The 19,590-nt window shown below is 60.7% G+C and carries 16 protein-coding genes; 8 read left to right on the forward strand and 8 right to left on the reverse strand.

All coding sequences use genetic code 11. The features are described from left to right. Nucleotides 1-59 precede the first annotated feature (59 nt). A complete protein-coding gene (gene nadD / locus VNV36_RS14575; protein WP_414705516.1) occupies nucleotides 60-782 on the reverse strand; it encodes a nicotinate-nucleotide adenylyltransferase in 723 nt (240 codons plus the stop codon). After that, the gene (locus tag VNV36_RS14580) at nucleotides 751-2,022 is read right to left on the reverse strand and encodes a glutamate-5-semialdehyde dehydrogenase (protein ID WP_325718385.1); all 1,272 of its coding nucleotides are present in this window, start codon (nucleotides 2,020-2,022) and stop codon (nucleotides 751-753) included. The genes nadD and VNV36_RS14580 overlap by 32 nt, the downstream gene beginning before the upstream one ends. A gap of 178 nt (nucleotides 2,023-2,200) precedes the next feature. Here VNV36_RS14580 and VNV36_RS14585 point away from each other — a divergent pair, with 178 nt between their 5' ends. The 5 genes from VNV36_RS14585 to VNV36_RS14605 all read left to right on the forward strand — a co-directional run bounded on the left by VNV36_RS14585 (nucleotide 2,201) and on the right by VNV36_RS14605 (nucleotide 12,303). Beyond that, a complete protein-coding gene (locus VNV36_RS14585) occupies nucleotides 2,201-2,896 on the forward strand; it encodes a DNA-3-methyladenine glycosylase (protein ID WP_325718386.1) in 696 nt (231 codons plus the stop codon). A 134-nt stretch (nucleotides 2,897-3,030) separates the two neighbouring features. Beyond that, a complete protein-coding gene (locus tag VNV36_RS14590; protein ID WP_325718387.1) occupies nucleotides 3,031-4,347 on the forward strand; it encodes a bifunctional DedA family/phosphatase PAP2 family protein in 1,317 nt (438 codons plus the stop codon). Nucleotides 4,348-4,894: 547 nt separating this feature from the next. Beyond that, on the forward strand, nucleotides 4,895-6,670 hold the full coding sequence (locus tag VNV36_RS14595) for a hypothetical protein (RefSeq protein ID WP_325718388.1): 1,776 nt from the start codon (nucleotides 4,895-4,897) through the stop codon (nucleotides 6,668-6,670). A 71-nt stretch (nucleotides 6,671-6,741) separates the two neighbouring features. Beyond that, entirely contained in the window at nucleotides 6,742-10,227 is a 3,486-nt protein-coding gene (locus VNV36_RS14600; protein WP_325718389.1) for a calcium-binding protein, read from the forward strand. 327 nt (nucleotides 10,228-10,554) lie between these two features. Then, a complete protein-coding gene (locus tag VNV36_RS14605) occupies nucleotides 10,555-12,303 on the forward strand; it encodes a hypothetical protein (protein WP_325718390.1) in 1,749 nt (582 codons plus the stop codon). Between the two features lie 69 nt (nucleotides 12,304-12,372). On the opposite strand, the gene VNV36_RS14610 is transcribed toward VNV36_RS14605, so the two are convergent. The 3 genes from VNV36_RS14610 to VNV36_RS14620 are packed head-to-tail and all read right to left on the reverse strand — an operon-like array spanning nucleotide 12,373 to nucleotide 14,052. Continuing rightward, nucleotides 12,373-12,963 (reverse strand): LON peptidase substrate-binding domain-containing protein, encoded by a 591-nt coding sequence (locus tag VNV36_RS14610; RefSeq protein ID WP_325718391.1) that lies wholly within the window; start codon nucleotides 12,961-12,963, stop codon nucleotides 12,373-12,375. A gap of 10 nt (nucleotides 12,964-12,973) precedes the next feature. Continuing rightward, nucleotides 12,974-13,690 (reverse strand): LrgB family protein, encoded by a 717-nt coding sequence (locus VNV36_RS14615; protein WP_325718392.1) that lies wholly within the window; start codon nucleotides 13,688-13,690, stop codon nucleotides 12,974-12,976. Continuing rightward, entirely contained in the window at nucleotides 13,690-14,052 is a 363-nt protein-coding gene (locus VNV36_RS14620) for a CidA/LrgA family protein (protein ID WP_325718393.1), read from the reverse strand. Before VNV36_RS14620 ends, VNV36_RS14615 begins: the two co-directional genes overlap by 1 nt. A gap of 193 nt (nucleotides 14,053-14,245) precedes the next feature. Here VNV36_RS14620 and VNV36_RS14625 point away from each other — a divergent pair, with 193 nt between their 5' ends. The 3 genes from VNV36_RS14625 to VNV36_RS14635 all read left to right on the forward strand — a co-directional run bounded on the left by VNV36_RS14625 (nucleotide 14,246) and on the right by VNV36_RS14635 (nucleotide 17,200). Continuing rightward, the gene (locus tag VNV36_RS14625) at nucleotides 14,246-14,701 is read left to right on the forward strand and encodes a MaoC family dehydratase (RefSeq protein ID WP_325718394.1); all 456 of its coding nucleotides are present in this window, start codon (nucleotides 14,246-14,248) and stop codon (nucleotides 14,699-14,701) included. 102 nt (nucleotides 14,702-14,803) lie between these two features. After that, nucleotides 14,804-16,531 (forward strand): C13 family peptidase, encoded by a 1,728-nt coding sequence (locus VNV36_RS14630; RefSeq protein WP_325718395.1) that lies wholly within the window; start codon nucleotides 14,804-14,806, stop codon nucleotides 16,529-16,531. Between the two features lie 27 nt (nucleotides 16,532-16,558). Next, nucleotides 16,559-17,200, forward strand: a complete 642-nt coding sequence (locus VNV36_RS14635; protein ID WP_325718396.1) for an oxidoreductase — start codon at nucleotides 16,559-16,561, stop codon at nucleotides 17,198-17,200. Nucleotides 17,201-17,300: 100 nt separating this feature from the next. Here VNV36_RS14635 and VNV36_RS14640 read toward each other — a convergent pair whose 3' ends face one another. Genes VNV36_RS14640 through mpl form a run of 3 tightly spaced genes read right to left on the reverse strand, consistent with a single transcriptional unit; the run spans nucleotide 17,301 to nucleotide 19,571 of the window. After that, entirely contained in the window at nucleotides 17,301-17,585 is a 285-nt protein-coding gene (locus VNV36_RS14640; RefSeq protein WP_325718397.1) for a YceK/YidQ family lipoprotein, read from the reverse strand. Continuing rightward, complete coding sequence (gene ubiX / locus VNV36_RS14645; RefSeq protein WP_325718398.1) at nucleotides 17,578-18,225, reverse strand: flavin prenyltransferase UbiX; 648 nt, start codon at nucleotides 18,223-18,225, stop codon at nucleotides 17,578-17,580. The genes VNV36_RS14640 and ubiX overlap by 8 nt, the downstream gene beginning before the upstream one ends. Then, nucleotides 18,222-19,571 carry a UDP-N-acetylmuramate:L-alanyl-gamma-D-glutamyl-meso-diaminopimelate ligase gene (mpl, locus tag VNV36_RS14650; protein ID WP_325718399.1) on the reverse strand — a complete coding sequence of 450 codons (1,350 nt, stop codon included), beginning with the start codon at nucleotides 19,569-19,571 and terminating at the stop codon, nucleotides 18,222-18,224. Before mpl ends, ubiX begins: the two co-directional genes overlap by 4 nt. Between the last annotated feature and the right edge of the window lie 19 nt (nucleotides 19,572-19,590).

Below are 19,590 nucleotides of genomic sequence, written 5' to 3' on the forward strand. Positions count from 1 at the left end.
TTGCTCATGTATTCGGCGGCTTGGGATACGGTGATTCGTATCAGTGAAGCACGCCTTGTTCAGTTCGACGCACGGTACAGACCGTGCGCATCGATGTAGGCCAGGACCGCGTCGGGCACCAGGAAACGTACCGACTTACCGCTGGCCAGCAGTTGACGGATCTGGGTGGCGGAAACCGCGAGCGGTGTCTGCCAGACGAATGCAATCTGTCCGCTCGGCCCTTTCAGGGCCAGCGGGTCGCTCACCGAACGCGCTGCCAGCAGGTTGCGCAAGGCATCCGGCGGTTCGCTGTCGGCGTCCGGGCGCTGTAGCACCAGGATGTGGCAATGCTGGAGCAACTCTTCCCAGCGGTGCCAAGTGGGCAGGCCGCAAAATGCGTCCCAGCCCAAAAGCAGAAAAACCTGGGTCTCGGCGGCCATTTCGGCGCGCAGCGACTCCAGGGTATCGATGGTCCAGGACGGTTTGTCCCGCCGCAATTCGCGGGCGTCCACTACCAGCGGCGGCAATCCGGCCACTGCGCACTCGACCATCGCCAACCGATCCTGCGCCGACACCTGCGGTGTATCGCGATGTGGCGGTCGAGCACTGGGCATCATGCGCAGTTCGTCGAGCGCCAGCGCTTCGGCAACTTCCAGCGCGCCACGCAAATGGCCGATGTGCACCGGGTCGAACGTACCACCCAGCACGCCAATGCGCGGCGGGCGCGGCTCGCTGCCGGTGTGCGGCGCTGTCAGGTCGAGGTCGGTCAATTCAGACCGTCGCCTGGCCGCGCAACTGGCCATCGCCGACTACGATGTACTTCTCGCAGGTCAGCCCCTCGAGCCCTACCGGGCCGCGGGCGTGCAGCTTATCAGTAGAAATGCCGATCTCGGCACCCAATCCGTATTCAAATCCATCGGCAAAGCAGGTCGGCGTGTTGATCATCACCGACGCCGAATCGACTTCGGCCACGAACCGTCGGGTGTCGGCAAGGTTTTCGCTGACGATCGAGTCGGTGTGATGGGAGCCGTAATGGTTGATGTGTTCGATCGCCTGATCCAGGCCGTCGACCACGCGGATCGACAGGATCGGCGCCAGGTACTCGGTGTGCCAGTCATCCTCGGTGGCCGCTACAGCCTCGATGATCGCCCGGGTGCGCTCGCAGCCACGCAGCTCGACGCCTTTTTCGCGGAACTGCGCGGCCACTGCCGGCAGGAAATCTTTGGCAACAGCCTGACCGACCAGCAGGGTTTCCATCGCGCCGCAGATGCCATAACGGTAAGTCTTGGCGTTGAAGGCGATGCGCTGCGCTTTCGCCAGGTCTGCGTGTTCGCTGACGTAAACGTGACAGATGCCGTCCAGATGCTTGATCACCGGCACGCGGGCATCGCGACTGATGCGTTCGATCAGGCCACGGCCGCCACGGGGCACAATGACGTCAACGTATTCGGGCATGCTGATCAGCGCGCCGACGGCGGCGCGATCGGTGGTTTCCACCACTTGCACGACGGCGGCCGGCAGTTCGGCCTCGGCCAGACCGCGCTGAATGCACGCAGCAATCGCCCGGTTGGAATGAATCGCCTCGGAGCCACCGCGCAGAATCGTCGCGTTGCCGGACTTCAGGCACAGGCTGGCAGCATCGATGGTCACATTCGGGCGGGATTCGTAGATGATCCCGATCACACCCAGCGGCACGCGCATCTTGCCGACCTGAATGCCCGACGGACGGAAGTTCATGTCGCGGATCGCACCGACCGGATCCGGGAGTGCCGCGACCTGACGCAAACCGGTGATCATGCCGTCGATACGCCCCGGAGTCAGTTCGAGACGTTCCAGCAAGGCGGGCTCCAGGCCGTTGGCACGACCGGCGGCCAGATCCTGCGCATTGGCTGCGGCAAGCTCGGCGCGGGCAGCGTCCAGGGCACTGGCGGCAGCCTGCAGGGCGCGGTTTTTCTGCGCAGTGCTGGCGCGACCGATGACCCGGGAGGCAGCGCGGGCGGCGCGACCCAATCGGGTCATGTAGTCAAGAACGGACTCAGTCATGGTCTGCTGGGGTCTTGGCAAAGAGGAAAGCGGCAGATTATAGCTGTCGCGTCCCGGGACTAACAGCGGTGACGGGCGGATGGTCGAAATCAGCTGCAATGGGGCCATCGTTCAGACGTAATTAAGCTGAGCGTTGCTATCATCACGACCTCTTGAGTCTGGACAACCCTTGCCCATCATGACCAACGTGCCTCTGCAACCTGATCCCACGTGCCTGCCCGTGGGCCTGCCGGACAATTTTTTCGACCGTGATGCCCAGGTTCTGGCGCAGGACCTGCTCGGCAAAGTCATCCGCCACCGGGTCGGCGACCTGTGGCTCAGCGCGCGAATCATCGAAACCGAAGCGTATTACTGCGCGGAAAAAGGCAGCCACTCCTCCCTCGGCTACACAGAAAAACGTAAGGCGTTGTTTCTGGATGGCGGGCACATCTATATGTACTACGCCCGGGGTGGCGATTCACTGAACTTCAGCGCACAAGGACCGGGCAATGCGGTGCTGATCAAATCCGCGTATCCGTGGATCGATGAGGTCAGCGGTCCGGCGAGTCTCGCGCAGATGCTGTTGAACAATCCCGATGCCCAGGGCCGGCCGCGTCCGACGCAGAAGTTGTGCGCCGGGCAGACATTGTTGTGCAAGGCCCTGGGTTTGAAAGTACCGATGTGGGACGCCAAGCGTTTTGATCATGAATTGTTGCTGGTCGAGGACACTGGACCTGCGCCCACGCACATCATTCAAACCACCCGACTGGGCATTCCGCTGGGCCGGGACGAGCACTTGATGTACCGCTTCGTTGATGCCACGTATGCGCAATGGTGCACGCGGAACCCGCTGCGACGGGGTCAGGTCGAAGGCCGGGATTACGTCTTGCTGTAAATGCCTGCTTGTGCAGGAGCTGCCGAAGGCTGCGATCTGTTGATCCTGCTTGTCTGCTTTTGAGAGACAAGATCAAAAGATCGCAGCCTTCGGCAGCTCCTACAGGGATCATCAATAGTCTGGAGTTTTTCTGTATGGGCCCATGGCTCGATAGCATCACCGGGTGGCTGGGCGCCAACCCCCAATGGCTGGCCGCTGCGGTTTTCATCATTGCGTGCGTGGAATGCCTGGCGATCGCCGGGCTGATCGTGCCCGGCACGGTACTGCTGTTTGCCGTAGCGGTGCTGGCCGGCAGCGGCGCACTGTCGTTGAGCGAAACGCTGCTGCTGGGCTTTCTCGGCGGCATCCTCGGCGATTTGATTTCGTACTTCCTCGGCCGCCACTTCCACCAGAACATCCGCCGTCTGCCCGGGCTGCGCCACCACCCGGAATGGATGGCCGGCGCCGAGTCGTATTTCCAGCGCTATGGCATCGCCAGCCTGCTGGTCGGACGCTTCATCGGCCCGCTGCGACCCATGCTGCCGATGGTCGCCGGCATGTGCGACATGCCCTTCCCGCGCTTCTTCGCCGTCAGCCTGCTCGCCGCAGCAGGCTGGAGCTTGGCGTATCTGCTGCCGGGCTGGGCCACAGGCGCCGCGTTCCGCCTGCCATTGCCTGAAGGCTTCTGGATGCAAGCCGGGATTGTCGCCGCCAGTATTGCCGTGATGGTCGGCCTGAGCGTCAACAGCAGCCTGCGCCGCCATCGCCGTGCCACTGTCTGGATCAGCAGCATGAGCCTGTTGATTCTGATCGGCCTGTTCGCCGGTTTTCCGTACCTGAGCGCCCTCGACAATGGCGTGATGACGCTGGTGCAGGAGCATCGCCAGCCAGCGCTGGATGAGATCGCGGTCGTGCTGACCCTGATTGGCGAGTTCCGCAACATGTTGCTGTTCAGTGCCCTGCTCGTCGTGCTGCTGTTGCTGTGCAAACAATGGCGTCAGGCGCTGTTCGCCGGCGCCACGCTACTGGTCACCGCCCTGGCGAACACCGGGACCAAATACTTTTTTGCCCGCGTACGGCCGGACGTGCTCAGCGATCCATTGACCACCTACAGCATGCCCAGCGGCCACGCGTCGGGCGCATTCGCGTTGTTCCTGACGCTGGGTGTGCTGGCCGGTCGTGGTCAGCCGCCGCGCATGCGCCTGACCTGGTTGTTGATCGCCTGCATCCCGGCCATGGCGATCGCGCTGTCGCGGGTGTATCTGGGAGCACACTGGCCGACCGACATCCTTGCCGGCGCAATGCTCGCCACGTGCGTCTGCGCCGCCATGCTGTGGCTGAGCCAGCGGCAGATTTCGCTCAACCCGATGCCGTTCAGGATCTGGTGGCTGATCCTGCCGTCGATGCTGGCCCTGTTCGGTTTCTTCGTGCTGCGCCACCTGCCGCATACGCTGTTGCGATACGCCTACTGATAAAGCCATTACAAGCATTGTTCATTGCACGCCGCTCTTTAGGAATATTCCGACAAGAGCGGCGTTAATTGCCTACTCCTGATTACTCCCTCCCGGTTAACTTTCTTAGTTAAAACCAGACCATTCCCTGCTCGAAACAAATACAAAATCCAAGTTACACAATCAAGTTCTCCTTTGCCCAACAGAGCCTTTCATATTGTTGAAAAGCCGTTAGATTGCTTTAACCGAGCCGCAACTTGACATTCAACTTAACGCTCACAAAGACAAACATTGCACCTGTCTGAACAATGTTTTTAATCTCTAATCAGTTTCGAGCACCCCCATGAGTCCCAAACTACCTCGCAAACCACCCGTGACAACTTCGCATCAGACCGAATCGGTTACTCCCCCGCCACGTCAACCGGATGGTGCTGCCCCAGGGTTATTCCACAGGCCTGTTCCCGGCGAGACGACAGCCCCGAACAGCGCTGTCGCCCCGCAAATCGTCGCGGAGCATTCACGGACACCTGCGGTTGAAATCTTCCAGATGCCGACACCAGGCACACATATGCTGCAGCCCCATGGCTCGGGGCATGATTACTGGTTGCCCGACAATTTTCTGCGGGGCATGAAGCCAGCAGACGACGACGGATTTCGCTGGATCGTTGGCAGACGATTTGTCGACGTCGAACTCGAAGGCATCGTCAAGACCACTCACGTGGGCCAGGATGATTCGGGCATCTGGCACAGCAAACGGTTGACCGAGCGCGTTCCCTCCGGCCCGCGCCTGTATAAAAATGCCGACAGCCCGACCTGGCGGCTGACGGAGCAGCCTGCTCCGAAACGCCCCATCGTGACCGCGAGCGAACAGCCCGGCGGCGCTCCCGCCGCCAAACGTCCACGCCCGACTCCGGTGGCTATGCCCATCGACCCAAGCCGCTACCGCACGTCGATGCGTTCGCCGGATGCCCAAGGCTATTACGAAATTCAGCCGCTTTTGAGATCGAGCGACGACGACCCGCAATTTGCCTTCAAAGACGCCCACGGCAATCTGATGCGGGTCGAACCTCCGGTGGGCGGATTCAACGCACAACCGACTCACCTCAAGCACTGGACCGACCGTGAAATCTGGCAGTTGTATGGTTTACAGGGGCAGGACATCACGCGCTTTCGCGTAGAAGCCCAAACCGCCGGCAAGCCACCGCAATGGGCCGAACCGACGAGCACGGGCAACCCGGTCACTGACTTGCTGCGAGGCTCCTTGCGTTGGCTGCAACCGACCATGACCTTGAAGGAGCGCGAGACGTTTCTGCAGTCCTGGAACCTGCTGCCCGATCAACTGACCCGCCTGCAACGGGACATGCAAAACGATCTGGCGATCCCGGCATGGGCGCAGACACACAAGCGCCTGCTCGAGGACATCGACAATCCGCAACGCCTCGAACAGTTCGCCAGCGACGCGGTCCAGCAGCTCAACCTCAAGCGCAATGCCCGTCACGACTGGTACCACGCCGAGGACAGCCTGACCCCCGAGGTCCGCGAAGCGCTGCTGAGCAAACTTGGTTATCTGCGTAACAAGAACAACTGCCTGTACCGTACCGACATTCCCGCACTGTTTCGCGGTGACGAGCGTACGCCGTTCGAACTGGCGAATGATGGCACCATGCTGCCCCGCTACCATCACGAACCGGGCGCCACCACGCACAAGCCGATCAGCGCGACCTTCAGTCTCAACGAAGGCCAGATGTACGCCAGAGCACCGGACCCCGAGTACCTGCTCTACAACAGCCAGACCCACAAATATCCGGGCCGCGACCCTGATGCCAGCGGCGCGGAAAGCGACGCGAGCGACGCCAGTGATTCGTCGAACCGTGCAACGTCCGACTGGTCCGACCCGGACAGCCCGGTGGCGTGGGACCATGAGCGGCGCTATGAACCCATACGCACGCAGCAGACGGAAATGTTCGTGTACGTCCTGGACACACGCAATCTGGAAGTCGTCCCCCACGAAGAAAACATGATGTTCAACGCCACGGCCCGCGACACACCGCCGACCTGGTTTCCCTCCGACGACTTCGAGGGCCTGATTTCAGTCACCCGCAAAGGACTTGATGCCGAGCGCATCTGGCTGTTGAACAGCGCCCAGACCAAAGGCGCCAAAGTCACCGACATCAGCGAAATGGCCGGAGCCAGTGCCGAGCGCATCGAAGCGGACACCCATGCCGGACGCGCCAACAAGTTCGAATACGACCAGCTGATCGACAGGGTCGAGGCAGCTGCCTTGCCAATACTCAAGCTGTCGGGCAACAAAAACGAGTTCGGCTATGACGTCGTCTGGCCCTGAGATATCGACAGTGTCAGCCAGGCACCGGATAGAAAAACGGAATTTCTTATCCAACCTTAAAGGATTAAACCGTGTCAAAAATCATCGTTCCTTCCTCACAGATTGCCAACGTGCGGCTGCTACAGGTCACACCTGTCGATGCCTCGGCCAATGCCCATGCACCCTCTCCAGGCAACCTCAACCCCTTGCCACCACCGGCGCTGGAGACACCTGCTGACGCCTCCCAGAGAAAATCCCTCAAGTCGCTCGACAAACGCTTCGGTCCCTTGCGCATTGGTGAGTACATGGCCAGCCGGGTCGAGCTGCAGGCGCTGGGTGCGACGATCAACGGGCAACCCATCAGCCCGGCAAATGCAGACATGAAAGTCCCCGATCAGGACTTTTTGGACGGGCTCAATTTCGACTCGGCGAAAGTCGAATCCCGATTGCAGTCCGTCGATGTTCCGGACAGCGGCGTGGTGGCGATGCTGTTTTATGAGATCGCCTGCAAGCGCTCCGTGGATGCCGGGCCACTGTTCGTCAGTGATACGCCCATTGAGACGGGCAGCAGCATGGATCGCCTCAATCAACTGGGCAAGGCTGCACAGAAGCTGGGTATTCATCGGGCCGACGCGTTCGAAAACTCGCGCAGCTGGGTCAACAGGGGCAAAAGCTATTTGTTCAGCGGCGCCGGTGTAGGCATGCAAGCCTTCGGCATTTACAGCGGCTACATGGCCATGGCTGACGCGATCAAGAAAGGCGACGCTCTGGAAGCGATCTTCCAGGGTGGGTCCATTGCCGCCGAACTGGGCTCGCTGGTCATAGAACAAGGCCTGAGCAAGACCGGCCAGGCGATGCTGACCAACGGCGGCAAGCTGTTCAAATATTTCCCCCTGACCTCGGTGGGTAAATACATGAGTCGGGGGGCCGGAATGTTCGCCAGCGCGATTACCCTGCCATTCGACATTATCGATGCGGTCAAGTCGTTCAACGCGGCCGCAGCCGCATCGGGCAAGGAGGCGCAGGATCATTACGTCAGTGGTGCCTTGAGTGTCACGGGCGCGGGTATCAGCCTGGTGCTGGGCGTCGCCGCGCTGGCCGGCTTCGGCAGTGTGGCCGGGCCCGTCGGTCTCGCCGCTGCAGCGTTGCTGATCGCCGGATCGTTGATTTATCAGGCGGCGCGGGTCGTTGACGATATCGATGATTACATCGAACTGACCGTGCTCGAACGCATGCGCTCGGGCTGGTTCGCCTTCACCAGACAGGAGCTGGACAAGGAGGTGATGGATCGCTTCAAGCTGTCCAAAGGTTATCGCGACCATGAAAAACAGCTCGAACTGTCGGCCAGGGACATGCTTGAAGGCGCCTATAAAAACTCCATCGAACACGTAGTCAATGGTGCCTTCCGCGCCGAGCTGCAGTCCATCGAACTGTGGAACTACCAGTGGGACGAAAGCGCGGGAGAGAAGCCGTTCAAACTCGACAGTCAGGCCGTGATCGTCGGCGCAGACGACGTGATCGATGCCGGCAAAGGCTTGCCTGCCGATCTGAAGGGCAAGGTCAGCGGCACCGCTGGCGAAGGCAAGGGGGTTTTCTGGCGTCTGGGCGATGGCCATGACCGCGTCGTCGGCGTCAAGGCGCAGCCCAACCTGTTCACCTACCGCGACGGTCACAAGGCGCTGACCGGGGGCGACAAGAACGATGCGTTCTATCACGAAGTCACGGTTCAGGAACTGGATCGGTCGAGCAAACCGGCGCACATCAATGTGCTGGACGGCGGCGCCGGTGCCGATACGGTAGCGTTCGAAGGCGGCCGCCCGACCACCGATACGCGCCACGTCGGCCATGACATCAATCTGCAGACCGGCAAAATCGCCCTGCGGGGTCTGGATCCGGAGGCCGAGGGTATCGAAGTCGCGCACCTGACCTCGTTCGAGAACGTCTCGACCCTGCGCAAAGGCACCAGTCATGTCACCGGCACCGCCGACGCCAATCAGATCTTCGCCAACGGCTACGATCGCATCAGCACCACAGGCGGCAACGACACCATTGCCATCTACGGCCCGGAGTGTGAGGTAGACGGCGGCAGCGGCGATGATCGCTATTACATCGCCAATACCAACGCACGCACGACGATCATCGAGGACGGCGAACATTCGAGCGTGGTCGAGTTCGGCTGGCCGTGTGAGTTGATTCAGCGCTGGCAGATCATCGGCACCTCGCTGGTGGTCAGCTCGTTGCGCGGCAAGGATGGCGGCGATCCCGACCATGTGCTGACCCTGACGAACGTCTACACCGAGATCGACGGCAAGCGTCAGCTGAAAAACGCTCGATGGTCGTTCCGTACCCAGGACGGGTATGAACTGCTGGCGCTGCTACCCGCAGAGCCGGGTGAAGCGCAGAGTCAGGACATCGAAGTCGCCGTGACCGTCAAGGGGCAACCGGCACCCGCTCCGGTCATCATCAATGACGGCACCGTAACGCTCGACAGCCAGAGTCCGCATCGACACTTTGTGGCACGCACGCCGCGCAGGGTCGAGTTCGTTGCCGCGCGTAACGCCACCGCCCCGTCACGCAGCGTTTTCCTGGACTACAAAGACAGCGAAATTGTCGATGTGGTGCTCAGCTATGACGTTGAAGTGCGTCAAGGGGTTTCGGGGAATACCCACCTGACTTACAAAGATATTTGTCTGTCGCTTCTGTTGCCGTCCAAGGTTGTCGCCTTCAAGGGGGTGATTCGGACAATCGCGGCGGCCACGGGCTACACGGGACGGAACAGCCTGAAAGTCACCACACCACTACTGGCGCAAGACATCGCGCTGGTCATGCAGGATGAAGTGTCGTACCGCTTGCAAGTGCCGGATCTGGATTTCGAAGAGGACGCCAAAAATCCCGGCACGCGAATGTACAGCAGTCGAAGCTGGCTGAAACGGCGCAACGGCAAATACCTGTTCACCCGGCCGCTGATCAGTGAAAAACCAGCGTTGACTGCCCGAACGAGCAAAGTTGTCATCGAGCCACGCGCGCACACCGGCATTTATCTGCTTGAGGGTCAGAGCGCGACTTACGATGTTTACCTGGCCAGCAATTGCATCGTGCGCCTGTCCACCCCGGGTGCGGCAGCGAAAACGTCCAATGCGTCCACCTGGAACCTGTTTACCCGGACGCTGACCGAAACCGTCACGCGGGAGGATATCCAGCTCGAAAGCAATCGTTTGCGAATTGCCAGTGTCACCGTCGAACTGCCGGATATCGAAGCTGACACGCCTGTGGATTCCGTCAGTGTGGTGACGTCGGCGGGCAACATCTACGAAATCTCGCTGCTGTTCGAAGTGCTGCAGCTGTATGTCATCGACGCGCGTGGTTACGCCAGCGTCGAGGCATTGCTGGCTGATATCGGGCAGCACAGACAGCGCAACGAACTGGCAGCACGAGTGTACGTGACGCACATCGGTTACGGGCCAGACACCACCGGTACGGTGGTTTACCACTCAGTGCGGCAGTACTGGGGGCTGATGAACGATCCACAGACGCGCATCAGCCCTGAAGATCTGCGGCTCATCCCCCACAAACCCTGAATGCGCCCTGCCCTGTTTGAAAGGGCAGGGCACCAGCGCGGGTGCAAGCCGGCGCTGGCACACGATCACTGCAGCCAATGGAAAGGCTGATTCAGCAAAAGGAATTTAACCATGCGACAAAAACCCGGGCCCTTGCGTCCCTCACCGCCAACAGATACACCCACCCCTCAGACGCCTCGCCCTGGTTCCCCTGAGCGGCCTGTCGACCTGGATTTGCCTTGGCCCGGCCGCCTCAGGCCGGACAGTCCGAACCCGTCGGCGGACGTTGACGCCCGTGTTCCTCACGGCGGCAGCCCGACAAAACAACCCCGTATCACGATTACGCAGATGCCCGATACGCAGGCGCCCAGGCTTCACGCCACGACCTCGCCCTTGAGCCGATACCTGCAGAGCGTCGACGGAGTGTCGAGCCACAACGCTGACGGGCTGAGGACCTACAAAGGTCGGCAGTTCGCAGACATCGCCAACAATGACGGATCTGCCGCCGGAACGGTAATGGTGACGTTCCATGACTTGATCAAGGCCTACCGGGCGAAGCTGCCCAGTGAACGGGAGCCATCTGGACCACCGCTGTATCGAGTGCCCGGCACCAACGTCTGGCGTTTGACCAAGCCTGTCGAGTACTACCCTTCCAGTCGCTACACCCTGGAGGAGTTTGCCACGTATTTTTCTGCTTATGTTGCTCCGGTGCCAAATGCACAAGGCTATTACCCGGTACACGAATGGGTACATGTTCCGGGAGGGGAGCGGATGATTTCAAACAGGTATGTCGGCTTTGCCTTCAAGGACAAGGACGGCAAGCTGGTTAAAGTCGACCCGAGCGAAGCTCGCGGAGATCCATCCCTACCCTTGAAACTTGCACACTGGACCGATGCCGAGATCTGGGACGTCTACAGGCTCCACGGTGCAGAAGTCGTGGCGTTCCGTGCCGAAGCCCAGGCCAGTGGCAGAGCGCCGGACTGGGCAACGCGCGCAAAGAATCAGGATCATCATGAATTTCTCCTGGACTCCATGAGATGGTCTCACCCGCATAAATCCCGCAGCGAATGCGCCGAACTTCTGCGCACCTACAATTTGAGCGTCGCGCAGCAACAGCGTTTGCGCGCGGACATGGAAAACGGCTTCCCCGAATGGGCCGAACAGCACAAACGCTTGACGCACAATACGCTGGACGAGCGAAGGTTCGAGCACATTGCCCAGGAGCTGGGGCCGTTCTGCCTGCGCCTGAGGCAGGAAGGCGAGCGTTATAGCGGTTATGATTTACCTCCTGTTAAACAGCGCTATGAAGAAAGCTTCCTGAACAGTTACCTGGAACACGCCGGCTACAAGCGCAACAAGCACGACTTTCTTTATCGAACGGACATCCCGGCCATGTTCCGCGCCGATTTGCGCACGCCTTTTGAACTGGCCAGGGACGAGCGCCTGGTCACGCTGGCGGGTAACCACGACGAATCCACGACCAAGTCGTCCTTCAGCACGACATTCAGTGCATACAATGCCTTGTCATACACAGGCTTTGATTACTACTCCAATCCTCGGCATTACAACACTCAGGCCAATCGCTATCCCGGGCATGTGTCTGACGATGAACCATCAATGGCTAATGCCTACAGTTCGGGTAACGAGTCCGACACATCATTCGAGATGGATAACTCGCGTGACTACCCATTGCTTCGGCGCAACCAGAGACATAGCTTCATTTATGTCATCGACACCCGTGGCGTAGAGGTCGTCCCCCGGGTGGAAAACCTGTTCCTGAACAATAGGGATTTTGACGGAGATGTAATGGAAGGGCGCATATCGACGCCCAAGCGAGGTATCAGTGCAGAAAGAATCTGGCTGTTGAATTCGGACATGACCATGGCGGCAAACGTCGAAGATATTTTCTTGCAGGCGGGCGGTGACGTCGACGTGATCGAGGAAGCGACGTGGGCGGGCGGTAACCAGAGCCGTGCCTATGACCGACTGATCAATCAAGTAGCGTTCTCCGGTGGCGTCGTGCTGCATTTGCCCAAAGGCAACCACACCTACTCCAACGATGTGAGCTGGCCTGTGCCCGAACATTATCGAACCTGACATCAGGCGCCGCTCATTACCGTGAACGGCGCCTTTTTACAGCGGTAGCAGTTTATTCAGGCTTTACAACTAGGCAAACAACTCACCCTGCAACTCATCCAGCAAGGCCTGGATCGCATCCAGTCGTTGTTGCGGATCATCGAGTTGCAACAGATCAATCTTGTCCTCTTCAGCGAAGGGCAACAGATAGGCGAGCTGATTGGCCAGCGACTGTTGCCCGGCGGCTTCGGTGCCCATGTTCAGCGCTTCAACCATCGGGTGCTCGGCCAATGCCTTGAGCAGCGCCACCAGATCCGCGTCCTCATCCTGCAACGGCTGCTCGGGCTCGTCGTCGAGCCACTCGACGTCGGCCAGAATCAACTGATCGCGCTGCACTTCGGTGCGCAGCACGCTGAAGCGCCGCCCGCCCTGCACGCGAATGCCGAGCAGGCCGTTGTCCTGTTGCTGGAAATCGGTGATTCGCGCCTCGCAACCCACCAGAGCGAAACCTTCCGGCGCCACGCCGACTTCGCTGCCTTCGAGGATGCACACCACACCGAAGCCGACGCCCTGTTTCATGCAGCGACCGATCATGTCGAGGTAGCGCGCCTCGAAGATCTGCAAGTCAAGGTTGCAACCGGGGAACAACACCGTGTTCAGCGGGAAAAGCGGCAGACTCATAGACATTTCCTTACACCACCATCGACACCGCCAACGGCAGGAACACCGCCGTGGCCACGCCCATCAGACTCATCGCCAGCGCGGCAAACGCGCCGCACTCATCGTTTTCCTGCATCGCTACCGCCGTGCCGACCGCGTGGGCGGTCATGCCCAGCGCCATGCCACGTGCCTCGGGGCTGTGCACACCGAGTCGGGTCAGCAAGGCCGGGCCGAAGATCGCGCCGATCACTCCGGTGATCAACACGAATACGGCAGCCAGGGCCGCCACGCCACCGATCTGCTCGGCGACCAGCATGGCGATCGGCGAGGTTACCGACTTCGGCGCCATGGTCATCAGGATCATGTGATCGGCACCGAACCACCAGCCCAGCGCTACGCCCATGCCTGTCGCCACCACCCCGCCTATCACCAGCGTAGTAAAAATCGGCCAGAACAATTGGCGGATGCGCCGCAGATTCAGGTACAGCGGCACCGCCAGCGCCACCGTGGCCGGCCCCAGCAGAATGCTGAGGATCTCGGTGCTCTTGCGGTACTCGGCGTAGCTCAGGCCGCAGCCGACCAGCACACCGATGACCAACAACATGGAGACCAGCACCGGTTGCAGAAAGATCCAGCGGGTTTTCTCGAACGTCGCCAGCACCAGTTGATAAGCGCCCAGGGTGATGCCGATGCCGAACAGCGGATGATGAATCACCGAGACCCACGCGCCTTGCCAGTCGAAGAGCATCAGCACTCCTCCGCCGACGGTGCGTGACGTTTGATCAGGCGTTGCATCAGCACGCCAGCAAAGGCCATCGACAGGATCAGCGACAGCACCAGCGCGCCGACAATCGCCCAGAAATCCGCGGCAATCGCCGTGGCATACACCATCACCCCCACCGCCGGTGGCACCAGCAGCAGCGGCAGATAGCGCAGCAGACTGCCCGCTGCCTGGTTCAGCGGCTCGCCGACTTCGCCGCGAACAATCAGGAACCCCAGCAACAGCAGCAGCCCGATGATCGGCCCCGGCAATATCGGCAGCAACAGGTGATTGAGCGCCGTGCCGAGCAATTGAAACAGCACCAGCATGGTCAGGCCACGTAGCAACATCTGACATCTCCGTCTGACTTTTCAACCCGCAAATCGCCCGCATTATAAGCATGCCTGCGCTATGGATCGGCATTCGCCAAAAGCATGGTCGGTTGACCTGAGCAAATCGCCATGATGATCTACAGTGGTTCGCAGGCCGGTCAAATCCGCCACCAGAAAAACTATAAAACCGATGAACCCAAGGAGAGTCTCAATGCCCTATGTTCCCGTTGCAGAGCTCAAAGATTATGTCGGCAAGGAACTCGGACGTTCCGAATGGCTCACCATCGATCAGGAGCGCATCAACCTGTTCGCCGAAGCCACCGGTGATTTTCAGTTCATTCACGTCGACCCGGTCAAAGCCGCGCAGACACCGTTCGGCAGCACCATTGCCCACGGTTTCCTGTCGCTGTCGCTGATGCCAAAACTGATGGAAGACATCCTGGTGCTGCCGGAAGGCGTGAAGATGGTCGTCAACTATGGCCTGGACAGCGTGCGTTTCATCCAGCCGGTCAAGGTCGATTCGAAAGTCCGATTGAAGGTCGATCTGGGCGAAGTCACCGAGAAAAAACCCGGTCAGTGGCTGCTCAAGGCCACCGCGACACTGGAGATAGAGGGCTCGGACAAACCGGCCTACATCGCCGAGCCTTTGTCACTGTGCTTCGTCTGATCATCCCGGATGCGAAGCAGCGCACGCTGTTTCGCGTCACGTCTCTATATATGCGGTGCATAGCTGCGGCATACTCGGTCGCCTAATTGCCCGGATCCCGCTATGCGCTCAATCGCTCGACTTGCACCCCTTGCCCTGACCTTGATGCTCACCGCTTGCGGCGACGGCGAATCGCTGTTGCCGCCGGATGCGCGCCTGCCGGACGGTGGACGCTATCGCGGTGAACTGGTCGACGGCTTGCTGCAGGGTCAGGGCCGCGTCGACTACCCCAACGGCAGCTGGTACGCCGGGCAGTTCGACAAGGGTCAGTGGCACGGGCAAGGCGAATGGCATGGCAGCAACGGCGAGGTCTATCGCGGCCAGTTCCAGCAAGGCTTGTTTGATGGCCAGGGCAGCCTGAGCACCAGCGCCAGCAGCTACACCGGCGGTTTCAAACAGGGCCGGCGCGACGGCGAAGGCACGCTGAAAGAAAACGGCATGTCCTATCGCGGCGAATTCAAGGCAGACCAGTATTCGGGACTCGGCCGCCTGGAAATGGACGACGGCAGTTCGTATCAGGGCCAGTTCGCCCACGGCAAACCCAACGGCGAAGGCCAGCGCGGCGATGCCAGCGGCAATTCGTTCAGCGGCCGTTTCGTCAACGGTCAGCTGGAGGGCAACGGCACCTACAACAGCGCTGACGGCGATATCTACGTCGGCGGTTTCAAGAACAATCAACTGCACGGCAAGGGCCGCTACGAAAATGCCGACGGTGACGTCTGGCTCGGCCAGTTCAAGGAAGGCGCGCTGACCGGCAAGGGCGAATTGATCGGCGCCGACGGCAGCCACTACATCGGTGTGTTCAACGACTGGCGCTTCACCGGTCAGGGCCGCTTGAACCTGTCAGACGGCAGCTTCTACATCGGCGGCTTCGACAACGACAGTTATTCGGGACGCGGCACGCTGGTGCTGACCGATGGCAGCGTGCTCAGCGGCACCTGGATCAACGGCCAGCGCGTCCGCGACGCCGACGGCAAATTGTTGCCCGACACCCTCGAGCTCGGTTTGCTCGCTCAGGGTCGTCTGCTCGACGATGCACTGGCGGCAATCCCCGCCTCGACCCCGGCGGTCGAACTGTACACCCTGACCCTTGGCGGCGATGGCAAGCAAAGCGTGTTTCTGCGCGAATCCGACTACGTCGCCAACATGCTCAACACGCGCTTCGGCGCCTTCGGCCAGATTCGCCTGGTCAACCATCGCGATCATCTCGGCGATCGGCCGATGGCCACCCGCGAAAACCTGCGCCGCGCCGCGCAAGCCCTCGCCGAACGCAGTGGCCCGGAAGATCTGCTGTTCATCTACTTGACCAGTCACGGTACCGCCGAGCACGAACTGGTGCTTGATCAGCCGCGCATGGAACTGGCCGATCTGCCCGCCGATGAACTTGCTGCAGTGCTCGCGCCGTTGAAGCATCGCGACAAGGTCATCGTGATTTCCTCGTGCTATTCCGGCGGCTTCATCCCGGCGCTGAAAGACGAACGCACATTGATCATGACCGCTTCGCGCGCGGATCGGGTGTCGTTCGGCTGCTCGGAAGAAGCCAATTTCACTTACTTTGGCGACGCACTGTTCGCCCAGGCATTGAATCAGACCGACGACCTGGAACAGGCTTTCAAACTGGCCAAAGCCACCGTCGCCGAACGTGAACTGGCCGACGGTTTCGAAGCCTCGGAGCCACAGATCTGGGCGCCGAAAACCGTGCTGTCGCACTGGCAACTGCTGCGTAAACAGCAAGCGCGCAAGGCACTGCAAAACACGGCATTGAACGACGGGGCGACAAAAGGCAACTAAGCTGAACAGTATCAAGGGAGAGACACTATGTACTTGACGCCTCAGCACGTATTGCTTGCCGGAGCCACCGGATTGACCGGTGAACATCTGCTCGACCGTTTACTCAACGAGCCTACGATCACCCGTGTCCTCGCCCCTTCGCGCCGGCCGCTGGCCGAGCATCCGCATCTGGAAAACCCGGTCGGTGATCCACAGGCCTTTTTGCCGCAGCTCAGCGGCCGGGTCGATATCGCCTACTGCTGCCTCGGCACTACGATCAAACAGGCCGGCTCCGAAGAAGCCTTTCGTGCGGTGGATCTGGACATGGTCGTGGCGTTTGCCAAACGCGCGCGGGAGATGGGCGCACGGCACCTGATCGTGATCAGCGCGATCGGCGCCGATCCGGATTCCTCGGTGTTCTACAACCGGGTCAAAGGCGAAATGGAACAGGCTCTGCGCGCTCAGGACTGGCCGCAACTGACCATCTGCCGACCTTCGCTGTTGTTGGGCGAACGCGTCGAACCGCGGCTGGTCGAGCAACTGGCCGGGCCGCTATCCAAGCTGATTCCGGGGAAATACCACGGCATCGAAGCGTGCCAGTTGGCCCGGGCGATGTGGCGCCTGGCGCTGGAAGAGCAGGATGGGGTGCGGGTGATCGAGTCGGATGAGCTGCGCAAGTTAGGCAAATAGCTCCGGGACTTTCAGAACCAAAAGATCGCAGCCTTCGGCAGCTCCTACAGAAGACCCCATTCCCCTGTAGGAGCTGCCGAAGGCTGCGATCTTTTGACCTTTACAATCCACCAGTCGCCTGGAATCCGACGCCAATCACGGTGAGCAATGACAACGGCAACAACAGCGTATCAAGCAACGCACTGGCCGGCAGGTCCACGCCCGGATAGCTCGGCGCCTCGGCACCGAACCGGTCCTTGGCACAGCAGCCGCCATTCAACGCATACCAATCCAGCCGCGTCCCCGAGTACACCACCGGCGCGCCCGGTTTCGCCGCATCCAGCGTGCGCGCCGTGGCACATCCGCCCAGTTGCAGCGCCAGCACAATGACCAGCAGCTTATTCATCGCTGCTCAGATGATGTTCGCCCCAGCGCGGCAGCATGTCCTGCTGGATGCCGAGCAGATTGAGAATCCGCGCTACGACGAAGTCGATGAGGTCGTCGATGGTCTGCGGCTGGTGATAGAAACCCGGCGAGGCCGGCAGAATCGTCACGCCCAGGTTCGACAGCTTGAGCATGTGCTCCAGATGAATGCTCGAGTACGGCGCCTCGCGTGGCACCAGAATCAACTGGCGGCGCTCTTTCAGCGTGACGTCGGCCGCACGTTCGATCAGGTTGTTGCAAGCGCCGGTGGCAATCGCCGAGAGCGTCCCGGTCGAACACGGCACCACCACCATCGCCGCGGGCGCCCCGGAGCCGGAAGCCACCGGCGACATCCAGTCTTCCTTGCCGTACACACGAATCTGTCCGGCAGCCGCGCCGGTGTATTCGGTGAGAAAGGCCTGCATCATCTGTGGTTTGTTCGGCAGGGACACGTCGGTCTCGGTGGCCATCACCAGTTGCGCAGCCTTGGAGATCAGGAAGTGCACTTCGCGATCTTCGCGCACCAGACAATCGAGCAGGCGCAAGCCGTACTGCGCGCCCGAGGCGCCGGTCATCGCCAGGGTGATGCGTTCCGGGCCGCCCGCCTGGGGAAAACTGTTCATTGCAGCGCCTCGGCGAGCTTGCCGTGCAGGCCGCCGAAGCCGCCGTTGCTCATGATCACCACGTGGGTGCCGGGCTGCGCCTGGCTCTTCACGCGCTCGATGATGCCTTCCAGAGAATCGCTGACAATCGACGGCACCGTGCACAACGCGGCGGTGGCGCCGAGATCCCAACCGAGGTTGGCCGGCGCGTACCAGATCACCTGATCGGCATCGACGACGCTGTCGGGCAGACCATCACGGTGCGCGCCGAGCTTCATTGAATTGGAGCGCGGCTCGATGATCGCGATCAGCGGCGCGTCGCCGATGCGCTTGCGCAGGCCGTCGAGGGTGGTAGCGATGGCGGTCGGGTGATGGGCGAAGTCGTCGTAAATGGTGATGCCGCGTACTTCGGCAACTTTCTCCATACGGCGTTTGACGTTCTTGAACGCGCTCAGAGCGGCAATGCCCAACGCTGGCACCACGCCGACATGCCGCGCGGCCGCCAGAGCAGCCAAGGCATTGGCGACGTTGTGCTGACCGGTCAGCTCCCATTCGACGGTGCCTTGGGACACGCCTTCGAACATCACTTCGAAGGCCGAACCGTCCTCACTGAGCAACTTGACCTGCCACTGACCGCCGACACCGGTGGTTTGCACCGGCGTCCAGCAGCCCATTTCGATGACGCGCTGCAACGCGGGCTCGGTAGTCGGATGAATGACCAGGCCTTCGCTCGGTATGGTGCGAACCAAATGATGGAACTGCCGCTCGATTGCCGGCAGATCGGGGAATATGTCAGCGTGATCGAACTCGAGATTATTGAGGATCGCAGTACGCGGGCGGTAGTGGACGAACTTCGAACGCTTGTCGAAAAAGGCGCTGTCGTATTCGTCGGCCTCGATCACGAAGAACGGCGTGCCGCCCAGGCGCGCGGACACCGAGAAATTCTGCGGCACACCACCGATAAGGAAACCCGGGCTCATACCGGCATGTTCCAGCACCCAGGCGAGCATGCTGCTGGTGGTGGTCTTGCCATGCGTACCGGCGACCGCCAGGACCCAACGACCCTGCAGGACATGGTCAGCCAGCCATTGCGGGCCGGAGACGTACGGCAGGCCTTTGTTCAGCACATATTCCACCGCCGGGTTGCCACGGGACATGGCATTACCGATCACCACCAGATCCGGCGCCGGATCAAGCTGCGCCGGGTCATAGCCCTGCGTCAGCTCAATGCCCTGGGCCTCGAGCTGCGTGCTCATCGGCGGATAAACGTTGGCGTCGGAGCCCGTGACGTGATGGCCCAGCTCTTTGGCCAACACTGCCATCGAGCCCATGAAAGTCCCGCAGATACCCAGAATATGAATGTGCATAGTCGACCTCGTAAAACAT

The organism is Pseudomonas sp. (assembly GCF_035554175.1).
GTDB lineage: Bacteria > Pseudomonadota > Gammaproteobacteria > Pseudomonadales > Pseudomonadaceae > Aquipseudomonas.

Excerpts from the sequence above, each read along its gene's own strand:
- VNV36_RS14585 (WP_325718386.1), top strand. The coding sequence starts at position 2,201 with ATGACCAACGTGCCTCTGCAACCTGATCCCACGTGCCTGCCCGTGGGC.
- VNV36_RS14615 (WP_325718392.1), bottom strand. The coding sequence starts at position 13,690 with ATGCTCTTCGACTGGCAAGGCGCGTGGGTCTCGGTGATTCATCATCCG.
- VNV36_RS14640 (WP_325718397.1), bottom strand. The coding sequence starts at position 17,585 with ATGAATAAGCTGCTGGTCATTGTGCTGGCGCTGCAACTGGGCGGATGT.
- VNV36_RS14605 (WP_325718390.1), top strand. The coding sequence starts at position 10,555 with ATGCCCGATACGCAGGCGCCCAGGCTTCACGCCACGACCTCGCCCTTG.
- VNV36_RS14635 (WP_325718396.1), top strand. The coding sequence starts at position 16,559 with ATGTACTTGACGCCTCAGCACGTATTGCTTGCCGGAGCCACCGGATTG.
- VNV36_RS14590 (WP_325718387.1), top strand. The coding sequence starts at position 3,031 with ATGGGCCCATGGCTCGATAGCATCACCGGGTGGCTGGGCGCCAACCCC.
- VNV36_RS14580 (WP_325718385.1), bottom strand. The coding sequence starts at position 2,022 with ATGACTGAGTCCGTTCTTGACTACATGACCCGATTGGGTCGCGCCGCC.
- VNV36_RS14610 (WP_325718391.1), bottom strand. The coding sequence starts at position 12,963 with ATGAGTCTGCCGCTTTTCCCGCTGAACACGGTGTTGTTCCCCGGTTGC.
- mpl (WP_325718399.1), bottom strand. The coding sequence starts at position 19,571 with ATGCACATTCATATTCTGGGTATCTGCGGGACTTTCATGGGCTCGATG.
- nadD (WP_414705516.1), bottom strand. The coding sequence starts at position 782 with ATGGCCAGTTGCGCGGCCAGGCGACGGTCTGAATTGACCGACCTCGAC.
- ubiX (WP_325718398.1), bottom strand. The coding sequence starts at position 18,225 with ATGAACAGTTTTCCCCAGGCGGGCGGCCCGGAACGCATCACCCTGGCG.
- VNV36_RS14625 (WP_325718394.1), top strand. The coding sequence starts at position 14,246 with ATGCCCTATGTTCCCGTTGCAGAGCTCAAAGATTATGTCGGCAAGGAA.
- VNV36_RS14630 (WP_325718395.1), top strand. The coding sequence starts at position 14,804 with ATGCGCTCAATCGCTCGACTTGCACCCCTTGCCCTGACCTTGATGCTC.
- VNV36_RS14620 (WP_325718393.1), bottom strand. The coding sequence starts at position 14,052 with ATGTTGCTACGTGGCCTGACCATGCTGGTGCTGTTTCAATTGCTCGGC.
- VNV36_RS14595 (WP_325718388.1), top strand. The coding sequence starts at position 4,895 with ATGCTGCAGCCCCATGGCTCGGGGCATGATTACTGGTTGCCCGACAAT.